Genomic DNA, 15,415 nt, shown 5'->3' with positions numbered 1-15,415 from the left:
TATATGGGCTGATTCGGCCTTGAAGTTGATCGCTCTCAAACCGAATAAACGGCTCTATTTTCAACGGGGTTTTCTCGCTCTGTCCCTTATGGAACATGCTTTATAGCTACGCTGTCACCCTTTAAGGCCGATGTCAATGCCCTAGAGGTTCGTTTAGATGGTGCAACACTTCTAGAGGTCAAAGAAGATGGCACTCAGAGTTCAGGGCTCAACTGGAAAACCTATACCGTTACATTTGAGGGTGACGGCACCACAAAACAGCTGGAATTTTTATCCACTGGTATCGCTCAAAACTATGGTCGTGGAGCCCGTTTGGATGACATTAAGTTGGTTGCTAGCAGCGGCAGCAACAACGATGCTATTGATTCCGACGCTAATCCTGACAATGGCATGACTCAAATAGTCACCTTAGCCGCTGGTGAACATAACTCCACCTTAGATGCAGGGTTAGTGAAAACAGCAGTCTGTGCCAAGTTAGTAGGTACAGAGGGTATCAATGAAGGCAAAAAAGGACGTTACTTTGTTGAACTCGATGGTGTTAGTGATGTTGATCGCTATTTCACAGTTCAAGTAAACAGTGGCTCTGCCAAAATGACGACTGATTACCGTGCAGGTTATCAAGACATCATGTGGGGTGGCTATTACGATACTCGTAATCGCTGGGGTCGGGTGATTAAAAAGACCTATGGTTATATCGCCCAAGGTCGCGCTGGTTACACCGGGGACGATCGTAAAGCCATTGGCCCTGGCGATGCTAGCTGGGACTATACAGTCTATGACCAGAATGGCCATAAAGACTACGATGGCGTGATTCAGGTTAAAGTCGCTGCCGGTCAAACCAAGTCTGAAACCTTCCATGTGCAAACCTGGAAGGAAAAAGTCACCGTTGATTGGGATGCCCCCACGCGCAATGGTTACTATGAGGGTACTGAACGTTTTTCGGTTAGTCTGGTATCCGGTGATGCTGACAAGCTATGTGGCGATCATATCGATGTTTCGATTCGCGATCGCACCCACTACGACTTCTTTAGCCCCATTGCCCTTGATCTGAATGGTGATGGCGTTCAAACCACTGCTATGGGTGCAACAATTGGGACCTTTGACCTTTTAGGCACAGGCACTGCCATTGAATCTGGCTGGCTCTCCGGTGCTGATGCATTCCTCGCCGTAGATAACAACGGGAATGGCATCATTGATGATATTTCTGAGTTGTTTGGTGGTGAAGTAGGTGAAGGTTTTGCCAAACTACAGACATTTGACACCAATGGTGACGGTCTCATTGGTAATCAAGAGATTCTTACGGGTGGCATAATTCTTTGGCAAGATGCCAATGAGAACCACACAACTGATGAGGGAGAACTGATTACCCTAGGCTCTCAAGGTATCACCAGCCTCAACACCAGCTTTGAAGAAACCCCTGTATATCAGCACGGTAACGTTCTGATTGAACACGGTTCTGCTAACAAAGTGGACGGCAGTCAGATTGACATGGTAGATGCCTACTTCCAGGTTCCTGCAACAGCCAGTAATCATGCTGAGACCATGACTAGTCTTGGATAATTAGTCAGGCACAGGCAAGCCCATCAATCGGCTGTGACCTTTATAGCAAACCGCCACAGCAAACCGCTGACTGCATATCTCCAAAGGAGAGGCTGCACCAACAGCGGTTTGCTGTGCCCATAGCTGTTACCACCTAATGCTTCAGCAATTATCTATGGCTGAACTATGGGTGCCAAGCGATGCTAACCCGACAAGAACAACAACCCTAAACTATCCGTCTCTTTTGCAAGGTAGTATCCAGAGTGACTAAATTTGTCCCTTCCAGGTCAATGTCTGCTCTGCAACATTACTCCCATAGGAACGAATAATCTTGAGCTCAACTTGAGCCCGGGTGCCGCCGCTGAGAAGCTGGGAGGCAATGGGCAATCGGCCCAGGGCTAAGGTAAACCGATTATGGTCCTGTTGCACCAAGTCATCTGGCACGGGGCCATCAAACTCTACGTCATAACGACGACGGCGACCGTCATCGCCTGAGGTGCTATAGCGAACTTCAAAGCGTGTGTCTAACACATCAGAACGCTGGGCCAGATCAACCACGTTAACTTCAAAGGTACGACTGCGGCCATCAACGCGGCCCATGGCAAGCTGGGTTACGTCCGCCACAGGCACAATGCCATCTACTCGGTAAGTAGTTAGGGTCTCTTGTTCTACGGTCTCTCCCAATAGCCAATACTCTTCAGGAAAATCGATATCGACTTGACCATTGGGTCGTAATGTTAAATCTATCGTTTCAGTAAAGGCTTGCAAGTCTTGGGAAGCCTGCCAATCAAGGGTAAATTGTCGATCAATAAATCCTTTATAGGCCTGATATTCATCGGCAATGACAGACCCAGGAGCCAGCAGGTTTGTCGATCCTCTGCGGGTCTCCCACAGGTTACGGGACAAAGTAACGGTTTTATTCGCCAGACTGGAAACTGCATGGGACTGTTCAGGATTTGCTTGGGGTAAGGGCTCTAATTGATTGATGAGGACCAGCTTGCCGATGTTGCCCGCTGTGCCGTCGGCACCGTTGCGGCCATCTGCACCATCGCGGCCATCATTACATTCGTACTCTTCTTCTCGGCAGGTGCCGTTTTCACAAACTTTAACGGTCCAGCGTTCGTCGTCACATTCACAACCATAGGTACCATCACCACCACGACCACCACGACCACCGCGTCCACCGCCTGCCATTGCTAAAACCTGTCGTAGGTGACTGGGGTCAGTGTATTGAACCGTCAGGGTACCGCCATTGCCACCACGACCGCCATTGCCACCATGACCGCCATTGCCACCATCGGCAGCATTCAAATCATGGCGCTCATCGCGGGGCTGACGTCGACACCGCAACCACTCAGCGTTTTCACCAAAGCCACCGTCTTCTCCATCGGTCCCGGATAGATTCAAATTCAGGGGTTGACCCGTTGCTCGAACGGTTTGGTCAGCGCCATCACGACCATTACGACCGGCTCTACCATCACGGCCATGTCGACCATCCCGGCCAAATTCCCTGGTACTCCTGGCCAATGCAGCTGTGCCACAGACATCCATAGCAGCCAAAGACACCCAACTAGTCAACGTCAGGGTGCTCGCTGTTAATGCCGTCAAACTCAATCGCCATAAATAAGGAAAACCAGAAAACATAGTCATGGGGCAATACTCAACAAAGATCCTGTCACAGGGGGCTGACAGCCACGTAGCCAGGTATGATCACAGACCACAATGTCAGTGGGATGCATTCCTGGTCAAATGGCTGTTACTCCCAGATAAACCAACACAAATACGCTTGACAACCCCCTATAGGCCAAAGTTTTTTCCGACTACGAATGAATGATGTAGCGCAATGTGTAAGAGGAGTTGATAGGCTATAGGTTGCTTGCACATCACATTGGCTTTGCCAGCCAGAGGTTGCAGCCTAAGGGTTCAGGGGTCTTCATGCTCCTGAACAATCTGAAACACGTTACAAATTGGTGTCCATGTTATCCACCCTCGACGATCTAAAACATCGCCTGCAAACAGCCCTTGTGAGTGCTTTTGGCCCCGATTTGGCAGGTACCGATCCGGTCCTGGTGCCGACGAATAATCCTAAATTTGGTGACTATCAAGCTAATGTGGCCATGTCACTGGCCAAGCGATTGAAAGATAAGCCGCGCGCGATCGCAACCAAAATTGTCGCAAACCTCACCCTCGACGACCTTTGCGAAGAGCCCCAAATTGCTGGGCCTGGTTTTATCAACCTCAAGTTCAAAACCGAGTACCTGCAAGCACAGCTCAAGACGGTTTATACAGACGATCGCCTGGGCGTCGCCACTGCCGACCCAGTTCAGCGGACCATTGTTGATTTCTCTAGTCCCAACATCGCCAAAGAAATGCACGTGGGCCACCTGCGCTCCACCATCATTGGCGAATGTATCGCCCGCACCCTAGAATTTCTTGGTCACGATGTATTGCGCTTAAATCACGTGGGCGACTGGGGCACCCAGTTTGGCATGCTGATCACCCATCTGAGGGATGTATGCCCTGAAGCGATCACCGAATCATCCTCAGTGGATATCGGTGATTTGGTAGAGTTTTACAAACAAGCCAAAAAGCGCTTTGACGACGATGAAGACTTTAAAACCACGTCTCGCGAAGCCGTTGTTGATCTCCAGTCCGGAGAAGAAAATGCCCGAAAAGCATGGCAGCTCCTCTGTGAACAATCCCGAAAAGAGTTTCAAAAGATTTATGATCGCTTAGACATTACCATTCAAGAGCGAGGAGAATCTTTTTATAATCCCTTACTTGAAAATGTTGCCAAAGATCTTAAGTCTCTTAACTTGTTAGAAGAAGACCAGGGTGCCCAGGTTGTTTTCCTAGAAGGATTTACCAATAAAGATGGTAATCCTCAACCATTGATTGTGCAAAAGTCTGATGGCGGTTTTAACTACGCCACCACTGACCTTGCCGCTATCCGCCAACGCACCATCGACGAAAAAGCCCAGCGAGTCATCTACATTACCGATGCAGGACAGGCAAACCACTTTGCCCAAGTCTTCCAAGTAGCCAATCGTGCCCATTGGATCCCCGCAGGTGTGGACCTAGTGCATGTCCCCTTTGGCCTGGTTAAAGGAGAAGATGGTAAAAAACTGAAAACCCGTTCCGGTGAAACCGTTAAGCTTAAGTCCCTGCTAGATGAAGCTGTCACCCGAGCAGAAAAAGATTTACAAACACGAATTACCGAGGAAAACCGGGACGAATCGGCAGAGTTTATCCAGACGGTGTCTACGGCTGTGGGTATCGGTGCCGTTAAGTATGCCGACCTCAGTCAAAACCGCACCAGTGATTACATTTTCAGCTTTGATAAAATGCTGGCCCTCCAGGGAAATACAGCTCCTTACATGCTCTATGCCTATGTAAGAGTCCAGGGCATTAGTCGCAAGGGCAACATCGACTTTACTCAGTTAGGCGATGCCCCTATTTTGCTGGAGGATGACTCAGAACTGACCCTAGCCAAACATCTATTAGAACTTGACACAACCGTGATGGAAGTAGCGCGAGATCTATACCCCAACCGATTGTGTCAGTATCTATTTGAACTCAGCCAAAAGTTTAACCAATTCTATGATCGATGCTCAGTGCTACAGGCAGAAGAACCGCAGCGGACTTCGCGCTTAATGCTGTGTGATCTGACAGCTCGTACCCTTAAACTAGGACTTTCACTCCTGGGCATTCCAGTATTGGAACGCATGTAGTCTGTATTTACAGATATCAAACAGGGGGCTAAATAGGCAAGTCCCGTGAGTAATACAGTCGCAATCTTCCGTGGTGTCTGTAGTTTCACCTATCGAAGCTGTTCTGCTGTTTCAGGTTCTTCATAGAACAACCTAACAGCAGGACATGAGAAAAGGGGAGAAGTTATGGAGTCCGGTGCTTCTAGGAGACGCTTCTCCCCAAACTTTGCAAACCCAGAGGGAGGGTAAATTCTTTATATTCAGCTGGATGTTAGGCCACTTACCTAAACAGATGTTTCACTCAATTACTGTTCCTCTGTAATTACCTATGCAACAATAAAGTCGCGCCACAATAACAAACTATTGAGATATGCAGTCGCATCTGATTAACCATCATGATTAAATTATCTCCCTGGTTGACTATAGAACACGTAAAACAAAAATCTCCCAGTCTAAATGCTGGTTTTAAGAGACTTCAGACACCCATTAGATCCGCTTGATTGTCAAACTATCCAAATAAGCTTGAGGATTAGTAGGATCAAACTTAATGCCGTCAAAAAAGGTTTCAACACCACGGGACATGTCACTGGGAATACCGTCAAATCCAGCTTCCTGGGCTGCTTCTCGCCAAATATCTTCCCGATTCACCTGATCAATGATCCGCTGAATCGTATCAAAATCACTAATGAAATTCTGATGGAATCCCCAGCGTAACATCTCAGTCAAAAACCACAGATCATGACTCTTGTATGGATATGAGACATTACCTCTGGGGTCAGTCCAGTAAAGGGGACCCACATTGACATCCTTAAAATCTGCCTTAGCATCACCCATCGCATAGCCACCTTCATAAGGGGGCGTTAGAATATCCACCGAGACGTTGAAATAATTACGACCAGAACAAATCCGCACTAGCTCAGGACGATTCGCTGGATCATCAGACCATTGCTGTGCTTCCATCAGACCTTTTAGCAATGCCTTTGTGGCGTTGGGATTAGCATCAACCCAGTCCGCCCGCAGTGCCAGATACTCTTCCGGATGAAATTCCCATAATTCATGGGTGAGACAAGACATAAAGCCAATCTTGTCAGCAACAATACGATAAGGCCATGGATCACCGGTACTAAAGGCATCCATCGTACCATTACGCAGCCCTTTCACTGTCTCAACAGGGGGTACAGTCAATAAATCAATATCGTTATCAGGGTCTACTCCTCCAGCCGCAAACCAGTAACGAATCCAGAAGTCTTGATTTACATTGGGGAACGTATGGGCGGCCTTAAATTTACGACCTTCATTGCTGGGAAAACTCTTAATATAGTCAGCTGCTCCCGAGATATCCACACCTAAGCCTTGCCCTTCATGGATACCGGAAATAGCAATACCATTGCCCTGAGTATTAAGCTGGGCCAAAACATACATGGGCACTTTTTGCCCATTGGTGATAATCCCTTCACTAATTAAATGAGGCATGGGCATCTGCCACTGACCACCGTCAATACCACCCCCTTCTGAACCAATTGTGACGTTATTCCTTGCTGCGGCCCAGGTCGCTTGCTTAGAGAGTTCTACATCAGTCATCCCATATTTAGCAAAAAATCCCTTCTCTTGAGCGATAATCATCGCTGCTGATTCCACAATAGGAATATACCCGAGTTTGACAGCAGTCGTTTCTGGGGCATCTCTTATGGCTACAGGAACAGGCACGTTAGCTGTTTCTGAGGAGGGATTACCGACACAGCTTTTTAGCAGCACGGCACCTGCTGTTGATGCACCTGTAGTGTACAAAAATTTCCGACGAGAGACCCTTTTAGTAAAATCCGTCATCAATACCTCCTTTTATCCAACAACCTTGGACAATATGTTCGACATTTGAACAGATCCAAAAATCCTTAAATAAACACACATGCAAAGGCTGCAAGAGCCTTTAACAGATCAGTAAGGGCACCCGACAATCAGATTGCAACTAGCCACCAACAGCTCAATGAAGTATGTACTACTAACAACCGCTATTGAATAGATCTAAATCTATGAGACTTAAATCTTTGATATACATAATTCTATACTTAAACCATCAAAAAACAACCTCTGTTCGCATTAATCACAAATAAATTGTTAAAACTCAATTACAAGGTTTGCTTATGGATCAATACAAACACTTTTTGTTTGATTATAGAAAAATAAAGGTACCACCGCGAATAAAATAGACTCTAATCTATGATAACAAAAGATTTTATCCTCTAAAACTACGAATTATCAGTAGGTAAGCTCTTGTACAGTCAAAAAAAGGACAGGAATGAGCGGCAACTCCCTGTCCTTAAAATTGAAATATTTTCCAGTGCGCGATCGCAAACAAAAGAGAAATATCTATCCTTTCCCAAACGTAGAAGCAATGCGACTAGTCCACCTGCCAAGCGGGCGTATGCTTTTGATTACTGTAATTATCAGACATGGGTGTAGGCGTTGCAGGTGGGCGCGCGAGATTAAAATGAGCAATAGATAATAACAAACCTGTACAACAGCCTAAGAAAAACAGCCAGCCGTGGGACGCATCAAAGACCCACAGAAGCTTACGATTTTGCCCATATACGTGAACAATCCAGGGTTCTGCAATAGATTCTCCCAGTTTTCTCATTACCAGTTCTCCCAAATAATAATGTAGTAACGTAAATCTCAACCATTGAGAAGTTCAACAAGATGACAAGAGCTTACTAAGTCAACCATAGGCAGGGATTACACTTGAAAACAACAATTCTGAAGGTGAAGTATAAAGATTGGACAAATGAGACACTTTTGTTGTGAGTTGCGCCTACCTTAATAAGATGCAAGTGATGAACAAGGAATGTCAAATATTCATATGCAAATCTGCGTATAAGCGATCACTATCATTAAAGTAGGGTTCACGATACCCTCGCTTTCTCCTAATCAAATGGTTTAACTGGGCTGAAAACTTGCTACGTAACTTAAAAATAAAAGCTATGGATAACAGTGCGGATTTAATTTGTATAGGATGTATCCTGTAGCAGGTCCCTATCTTCAGAAAAATCCTGCTATGAAGCGAATTATCCTATCTTCTAGCTTAATCTTAAGCACAGTTCTCGGTATCACAGGAGCGGCTAATGCCCAGGTTCCAGCTGTAGACGTGCAAGCTTCCACTGAAACAGCCTGCTCTTCTACAACACAAGCAGAGCAGATAGCACTGAACGCCGCCAAGAATGAAGCTCGGCAAATGGCAGAGTTCACGAACGGTGGCTTAAATTATTATCGTGCTGAACGCGCTATGCATGGCGCTGCAATCGAATCTCCCTGCGAAGTAATTGCCCCAGAAACATGGCGCTTCACCATCAGAGGGGGCGACCCAACTGACGTTGTTCTTTCAGAAGAATATACAACTGTCAGCATTGTGACGGTGCAAGGTACTGGTAGCGATCGCACAATCACCTTAGACTACAATGGCCCTATTGAAGAGTATGGCCAGCAGTAGTTTTTAGCACAACGGCAGTGATCGTTTATCTACTTCAACAAGAACTTCACTGCCGCTATCCCTCACATACCAAAACAATCAAGCATCTTTCTGCCAGGGCATTAAAAGCCATTTCTGCTGCGGCAAGATCTGCCATAGTAACCATCAGAGAGGGTCCTTTAGCCTCTTCATAATTACCTGGCATTGACTGATCTACACCAACTTAGACAAACCTGGCTCAAGCCTTAGCAATGCTTGAGCAGTCCCTGAATCCGGCACGATTAGCTCAAAGTCTTCAAACTCAAATCCAGGCGCAACCGAGCACCCTACAAGCACACGATCTTTGATAGGAACAGCAGCCTGCCAGTAGCCCGCTGGAATCACATGGCAGAAATTCATGGACTTCGCTGAGAGTTCAATGGCATCAATGGTGGATGCACGACCGTCCCATTGGTACAAAAACACTCCTTCCCCCTGATAAAGGTTCCACACCTCGTCATTGCTTACACGATGAAAGCGACTGACCTCATAGGGCTCCAGAGAAAAATAAATATGGGTAAGGGCAGTTCTCGTTTTGTCAGTGGCGGTAACTATCGTTGCAGAACGGTAGACCTCAAGATAACGACCACCTTCAGGATGGTCTAACAGGTCAGTATATTTCATGGGCAAACATAGAAATCTAATGCTGTATACGTAAGTGGATACTCAGGACTACTCTAGCAACCGTGACGTCACTATCATCAGCCCTGTGTGCAAAACTCACAAACAGACGAGCATATGCACCCACCCTTAGCACTGGTTAGCGCCGCTCCCTGATTACATTCGCTGAAACGAGGCAACATTAGACTTGCCTATAAAACGCTATCCATGCATTGCTGCTACGTCCTAGAGATACGCCACCAGTATCAGGGAATAATACTTAAAGATAGTGAATAGGATCATGGTCAGATAATCTTCTTCCATAAGAAGGAGAGTTCAGTTAGTGAATTCTTTGAGGTGTTGAGAATGACTGTTGGTACTCCCAGTGATTCTAGAGACATTACGAACCGGAGTGCTTCAAATGAAATAGTGCACTGCACAGGTGCGGCAACAAGATGCCCCTTAACGGTCAGCAAACAAACAGCATTAAGCAAAGTTGTTGCCTTAATGAGTCATGATCGTCAAACCTGTGATCTAAACTGTGCCCTCCCTGCCAATAATCCCACCCATAGACCACCTGAAAATTCGTCCTATCAAGACTCCCCTGAGTTCCCCCCATTGGTACTAAGTTGTGCCGTGATCCTAGACAACGGTAAACCCATTGGTATCGTGACTGAGCGTGATCTTGTGCGTTTAGCGGCACGGGGAACAGTGATTGCAGAGCAAACCGTTGAAACAGTGATGACGTCTCCGCTCATCGCCATCAATCAAACACAGGCCAACGACTTATTTGCCGCAGTTAATCTCTTAAAACAGCACCGTATTCGCCACTTACCTATCGTTGATCACGATGACAGATTAGTTGGTATTGTGACCCGTGAAGGGCTGCGCCAGTCTCCGCAAATTAGTAATTTATTACGCCTACACCAAGCAGTAGACACCATGACTGGTGATGTCATTCAGGCTCCACCAACCGCGACCTTACAATCAATTGCCCAGTTGATGAGTCAACATCAGGTCAGTTGTATCGTCATTACCGAAACTATTGAGAATCAGACGTTTCCCATTGGCATTATTACCGAAGGCGATATTGTTCAATCCCAGGCATTGTTATTGGATTTTTCTGATCTCCCTGCCCAAAGCGTGATGAGCCATCCCGCCTTTTGTACGTCACCTAACCTTAACCTATGGCAGGCACATCAGCTGATGGCTGAACGTCGGATTACACATCTGGTCATTACCCATGGAGATGGTAGCCTGGCTGGAATTTTGACCCAAACAACCATTTTAAAGGTCTTGAATCTAGAAAAAATGGTCGACGTGATCAGTATGCTACAGCAACAGGTCAAGTGCCTGGAAACTGAAAAATTGCAATTACTAGAATCACACAATACTGAACGGCCACAAGCAGCACACTGTGAATTGGGGACTTATCAACAAACAGAACTTTGCTTCTATGAGAGTGACCAGCACTATGTCTCATTAGCTGCCATCATTCCTGTAATCATCTTTCAAACTGATATTTTTGGAGCGTGCATTTACATTAATGAATATTGGACAGAACTCACTGGCATCTCCCGTCAGGAAACCTTAGGTCAGGGTTGGGTACAAGGGATTTACCCAGAGGATCGCCTAAATGTGCTAACCACCTGGCAACAAGCCGTGCAAATGGGTCAATCCTGGCAGCAAGAGTTTCGATTACAATTGTCCGATGGCTTAGTGAAGTGGGTCTATGGACAAGCCCAGCCAAAATGTTGCATGGCAGGCAAGGTTAGCAGTTATGTCGGTAGTCTGATAGATGTTAGCGATCGCAAACAGGCAGAATTGGACCTACGTGAGAGCGAACAACGGTTCCGACGGGCAATCGCAGACGCTCCGGTACCGATCATGATCCATGCCGAGGATGGCGAAGTCTTACAAATTAACTCAACCTGGACAGAACTTACAGGCTATACCCACACAGATATTCCCACCACCCAAGCCTGGATAGAGCGGGCCTATAGTGAGCAGGCTGCCAGTGTGATGGGCAATATAGTTTCTCAACAGTACAGTTTGAAATCTCGTTTGGAAGAAGGAGACTTTACCATTACGACCCATGATGGGCAACAGCGCATCTGGAATTTCAGTTCAGCCTCACTCGGCAACCTCCCTGATGGTCGGCGAATTGCCATCGCAATGGCAGCTGACATCACAGAAAAACAGCAAGCACAAGCTGCCTTGCAAGCTAGTGAAAATCGCTATCGGGCATTAGTTGAGGTCATTCCAGATTTAATGATACGTCAGGATGCAGAAGGTAACTATCTCGACCTGGTAATGTCTGACGAAGTTCGATTTATTCAGCCTGACCTCGCCTATAGTGGGGTCAACATTTATGACCTGCTACCGTTAGAACTCGCCCAACAACGCATGGTTTATGTATATCAGGCATTAGAAACTGGCGAGGTACAAATCTATGAATTTGAAATTGATATTGGAGGAGAACTACGCTGGCAAGAAGCCCGGATTATCGCCATTAACCCAACAGAGGTTCTAGTCATTGTTCGCGATATTAGTAAACGTAAACTTGCAGAACAGAAACAATATCAAACAGAAGCATCATTGCGTCAGATTGTTGAAGGTACTGCAGCTGTTACAGAACACGACTTTTTCCAGGAGTTAGTTCAACACATTACCGCAGCTCTAGATGTACGGTATGCAGGCATATCCGAGGCGACATCAGATGGTTTTGAAATCCTGGCATTTTGTGCGGATGGTCACTTACAAACGATTGATGCTTACCCGGACGAACAGTTTCCTTGCTGTATTCAAGCACTTCAACAAGGACAATATCATCAACCTGATTCACTGCTCAGTGTTTATCCAGAAAGTGAACTGTATAGCAGCTTAAACGCAGAAAGTTACCTTGGCATTGCCCTGCGTAATAGTGCAGGCACCTCCATTGGCAATCTATGTATCATGCATGATCGTCCTTTAAGGAATCACCAATGGATGATCAATTTACTCAAGATTTTTGGAGCCCGAGCTGGTGCAGAGCTGGAACGCTATCAAACAGCCCGACAACTCCAGATACTGACTAGCGAACTAGAACAACGGGTTGCTGATCGCACAACAACCTTAGCTAAAACTGTTGAACATTTACAAACCGAAATCAAACGACGACAAGCCCTTGCAGACCTATTACTCAAGAGTCAGGACCAATTGCAAGATATTTTTGACAGTGCTAATGACATGATTCAGAGTGTCTCACTCGCCGATGGTTCGTTCGAATTTGTCAACAGATCTTGGTTGGAAACATTAGGATATACGGCCCAAGATTTAGAACACATCACAATCCTGGATGTTTTGCATCCAGATTATCAGGAACACTATTTAACGTTGATACAACAGCTAAAAACAGGGCAATTACAAAAGCTTGAGCAAGTCGAAATTAGTTTTGTTACTAAAAATGGTCATGTCATTGAAGTTGAAGGCAACGTCAACTGCCGCATCGTTGATCATCAGACAGTTTATACCCGTGGGATTTTTCGCAATATTAGTGAACGTAAAAGAAATGAAGCACAACTCTATAATCTTTCAACACGTTTGAGTTTAGCTGTTAAATCTGGTGGTCTTGGCATTTGGGAATGGGATCTTATCAACGAGCAGTTGGCCTGGGATAGTCGAATGTGCGAACTCTATGGCATTCCACCAGAGGAATTCACAGGACATTTTACTGATTGGTCAAATCGGGTTCATCCAAACGATCTTGCAGAAGCACAGGCTAAATTTGAAAAAGCCATTCAAGAGCAAAAAGAAATGGATATCGAATTTCGGGTGATTCATCCTAATGGTCAGGTGCGACACATTAAAGCCAATGGGTTAGTCCAGCCTAATAACAAAGGAGAACATCAACGCGTAATTGGCATTAACATGGACATTAGCGATCGCAAAAAAGTAGAAATTGAAATCATCAAATCGCTAGAGCGGGAACGAGAGCTTAATGAAATGAAATCCCGCTTCGTATCCAACACTTCCCATGAGTTTCGAACTCCTCTAACCGTAATTTCAAATAATGCAGAACTGTTAAAACTATTTGGCAACAAACTCAATGAAACCGAACAACAACAATGTTTAGACACCATCTTGAACTATGTCGATCATATGACTGAGCTAATTGATGAGGTTTTGGTGGTCAGCAAAGCTGAATCGTATCAGATTCAGCTTAAAACTACCCCTCTAGATGTTGTTGAGTTTAGCCAACAACTAGGGCAAACAATTAGCCTGAGTTCACCAAAGCATCACGTCGAATTTGTGGTACAAGATGCCCGCTCCCACTTACAAAAACATAGCTATTATGCTCCAGTAGACAGTAAGATTCTGCAACAAAGTCTGACCAACTTACTAACCAATGCCATTAAGTATTCTCCCGAAGGTAGCAAAATAATTTTTCAGTTAGAGCTTTTACCTGACACTATTCAGTTTAGAGTCATTGATAAAGGGATAGGAATTCCTAAAGAAGATCAGAAATATTTATTTGAGCCCTTTCACCGTGCCACCAACGTTGGAACACGTCCAGGGACAGGTCTGGGACTGTCCATTGTGAAACATCTCGTCAATATTCACCAAGGCAAAATCAACGTTCAAAGTACCCTTGGACAAGGCAGTTGTTTTACAATCACAATTCCTAGCCAATGGCAGGAGCTCGATTCATGCCATAGATGACCCCACAGCTTTAGAAGGTTTAAGAAACATCAGAGGAATCACCAATTTATAGGAGTTATCTATCACAATCAACATGAGAAATTTGAATAGATTAGATGAGTTGAGATTCTTGTCAAACATGTTATTTACTCTCACCTTCTATGTATCCTCCTAAAGTAGCTTCATCTTGAGCTGGTTCAGCAACACAACGAACTTACTACCAGAGAATTCATCATGACAAAAATTCTAATTATTGAAGATGAAGAAAAGATTCGATCCAGCTTACAACGCATTTTGAAACTGAGTAACTTTGATGCTCTAGTAGCTGCCAATGGCTTAGAGGGCATTGAAATCGCAAAGAAAACACTGCCAGATATTATCCTTTGTGACGTTATGATGCCAGTGCTCGATGGCAATCAGGTCTTGCGAATATTAAAGAACAATCGTTCAACCGCAACCATACCGTTTATTTTTCTAACCGCGAAATCCCATCGGCTCAATATCCGTGAAGGAATGAATTTGGGAGCCGATGATTATTTAACCAAACCTGTTAAAATTGAAGACTTATTAGATTGTATTCATACAAGACTGGGCAAAAGAGAATTACAATTTCAACAATCACAGGCACAACTGAACACATTAAGCGCTAATATTGCTCGCTCCATTCCCCATGAACTCAATACACCTCTCAATGGAATCATTGGTTTTGCTGAAATCTTAAGTACAATGCCCGACCCCGAGGTGCAAGAACTCAGTAATGAAATTTTAGCTGCTGGCGAACGTCTCTTGGTCACCATTACTAAATTTTTGGTCTATATCGAGCTAGTAGAATTAACTATACACTCAGCGAAACCGAGTAACTTTTGCAAACAAGCCACTAACCTAGCAGCCTCTCCTGTGATTGAGGAAATTGCCAAACGAACCGCAACCAAATTAAATCGCCAAGCTGATCTTCGCCTTAAACTTCAATCTGGCAACATAACAATTTCCTCCTTCTTTTATGAGAAGTTACTGGAGGAACTGATTGATAACGCTTTTAAGTTTTCTGAGAATGGTGATGAGGTCATCATTAGTAATCGCTGGGAAAGTGGCCAAATGATTTTGATCATTCAAGATTATGGTCGTGGTATGACCTCAGACCAAATCAACGAAATAGCGGCTTATAATCAATTAGAGCGCTCAATATATGAGCAGCAAGGCCTTGGTTTGGGATTGGTAATTGCAAAGTATATTGCTGAACTTCAAGGCGGAACATTAATGATTAATAGTCAACCCACAGTTAGTACTACGATCTATATAACACTTCCACTACAACCAGCTCTAGCGAGAAAAGATCAATAAATCTCATAAAAGAGAATTCAACACAATGACAAACTTTACCGAC

The 15,415-nt window shown here is 45.1% G+C and carries 9 protein-coding genes; 5 read left to right on the top strand and 4 right to left on the bottom strand.

The window, feature by feature from the left end; all coding sequences use genetic code 11:
* Positions 1-312 precede the first annotated feature (312 nt).
* The gene (locus QGP82_RS14095; protein WP_499059743.1) at positions 313-1,560 is read left to right on the top strand and encodes an SPM autocatalytic domain-containing protein; all 1,248 of its coding nucleotides are present in this window, start codon (positions 313-315) and stop codon (positions 1,558-1,560) included.
* A 246-nt stretch (positions 1,561-1,806) separates the two neighbouring features.
* Here the strand turns inward: QGP82_RS14095 and QGP82_RS14090 are convergent, their stop codons facing one another.
* Positions 1,807-3,189: a collagen-like protein gene (locus QGP82_RS14090; protein ID WP_499059741.1), complete on the bottom strand. Its 1,383-nt coding sequence runs from the start codon at positions 3,187-3,189 to the stop codon at positions 1,807-1,809.
* Positions 3,190-3,515: 326 nt separating this feature from the next.
* Here QGP82_RS14090 and argS point away from each other — a divergent pair, with 326 nt between their 5' ends.
* Positions 3,516-5,270, top strand: a complete 1,755-nt coding sequence (argS, locus tag QGP82_RS14085; RefSeq protein ID WP_499059739.1) for an arginine--tRNA ligase — start codon at positions 3,516-3,518, stop codon at positions 5,268-5,270.
* Between the two features lie 465 nt (positions 5,271-5,735).
* On the opposite strand, the gene QGP82_RS14080 is transcribed toward argS, so the two are convergent.
* Both QGP82_RS14080 and QGP82_RS14075 read right to left on the bottom strand, forming a co-directional pair.
* Positions 5,736-7,076 carry a CmpA/NrtA family ABC transporter substrate-binding protein gene (locus tag QGP82_RS14080; RefSeq protein ID WP_499059737.1) on the bottom strand — a complete coding sequence of 447 codons (1,341 nt, stop codon included), beginning with the start codon at positions 7,074-7,076 and terminating at the stop codon, positions 5,736-5,738.
* A gap of 571 nt (positions 7,077-7,647) precedes the next feature.
* Positions 7,648-7,884, bottom strand: a complete 237-nt coding sequence (locus QGP82_RS14075) for a hypothetical protein (RefSeq protein ID WP_163666117.1) — start codon at positions 7,882-7,884, stop codon at positions 7,648-7,650.
* 417 nt (positions 7,885-8,301) lie between these two features.
* On the opposite strand from QGP82_RS14075, the gene QGP82_RS14070 reads away from it, so the two are divergent.
* Positions 8,302-8,733: an MDR/zinc-dependent alcohol dehydrogenase-like family protein gene (locus tag QGP82_RS14070; RefSeq protein ID WP_163666115.1), complete on the top strand. Its 432-nt coding sequence runs from the start codon at positions 8,302-8,304 to the stop codon at positions 8,731-8,733.
* A gap of 192 nt (positions 8,734-8,925) precedes the next feature.
* Here the strand turns inward: QGP82_RS14070 and QGP82_RS14065 are convergent, their stop codons facing one another.
* On the bottom strand, positions 8,926-9,375 hold the full coding sequence (locus QGP82_RS14065; RefSeq protein ID WP_163666113.1) for a cupin domain-containing protein: 450 nt from the start codon (positions 9,373-9,375) through the stop codon (positions 8,926-8,928).
* Positions 9,376-9,717: 342 nt separating this feature from the next.
* On the opposite strand from QGP82_RS14065, the gene QGP82_RS14060 reads away from it, so the two are divergent.
* Both QGP82_RS14060 and QGP82_RS14055 read left to right on the top strand, forming a co-directional pair.
* The gene (locus QGP82_RS14060) at positions 9,718-14,052 is read left to right on the top strand and encodes a PAS domain S-box protein (RefSeq protein WP_499059735.1); all 4,335 of its coding nucleotides are present in this window, start codon (positions 9,718-9,720) and stop codon (positions 14,050-14,052) included.
* 213 nt (positions 14,053-14,265) lie between these two features.
* Positions 14,266-15,372 carry a hybrid sensor histidine kinase/response regulator gene (locus QGP82_RS14055; RefSeq protein ID WP_499059734.1) on the top strand — a complete coding sequence of 369 codons (1,107 nt, stop codon included), beginning with the start codon at positions 14,266-14,268 and terminating at the stop codon, positions 15,370-15,372.
* Positions 15,373-15,415: the final 43 nt, after the last annotated feature.

The sequence above is a fragment of the Leptothoe sp. LEGE 181152 genome (genome assembly GCF_032906605.1).
In the GTDB taxonomy this organism is placed as follows: Bacteria; Cyanobacteriota; Cyanobacteriia; order Phormidesmidales; family Phormidesmidaceae; genus Leptothoe; species Leptothoe turfae.
The sequence above is the reverse complement of the archived record's forward strand: the minus strand, read 5'-3'. Positions and strand labels throughout refer to the sequence as shown.

What these genes read in the sequence shown, in the direction of transcription:
- QGP82_RS14065 (WP_163666113.1), bottom strand. Translation starts at nt 9,375, where the DNA reads ATGAAATATACTGACCTGTTAGACCATCCTGAAGGTGGTCGTTATCTT.
- QGP82_RS14080 (WP_499059737.1), bottom strand. Translation starts at nt 7,076, where the DNA reads ATGACGGATTTTACTAAAAGGGTCTCTCGTCGGAAATTTTTGTACACT.
- QGP82_RS14090 (WP_499059741.1), bottom strand. Translation starts at nt 3,189, where the DNA reads ATGACTATGTTTTCTGGTTTTCCTTATTTATGGCGATTGAGTTTGACG.
- QGP82_RS14060 (WP_499059735.1), top strand. Translation starts at nt 9,718, where the DNA reads ATGACTGTTGGTACTCCCAGTGATTCTAGAGACATTACGAACCGGAGT.
- QGP82_RS14070 (WP_163666115.1), top strand. Translation starts at nt 8,302, where the DNA reads ATGAAGCGAATTATCCTATCTTCTAGCTTAATCTTAAGCACAGTTCTC.
- argS (WP_499059739.1), top strand. Translation starts at nt 3,516, where the DNA reads ATGTTATCCACCCTCGACGATCTAAAACATCGCCTGCAAACAGCCCTT.
- QGP82_RS14055 (WP_499059734.1), top strand. Translation starts at nt 14,266, where the DNA reads ATGACAAAAATTCTAATTATTGAAGATGAAGAAAAGATTCGATCCAGC.
- QGP82_RS14075 (WP_163666117.1), bottom strand. Translation starts at nt 7,884, where the DNA reads ATGAGAAAACTGGGAGAATCTATTGCAGAACCCTGGATTGTTCACGTA.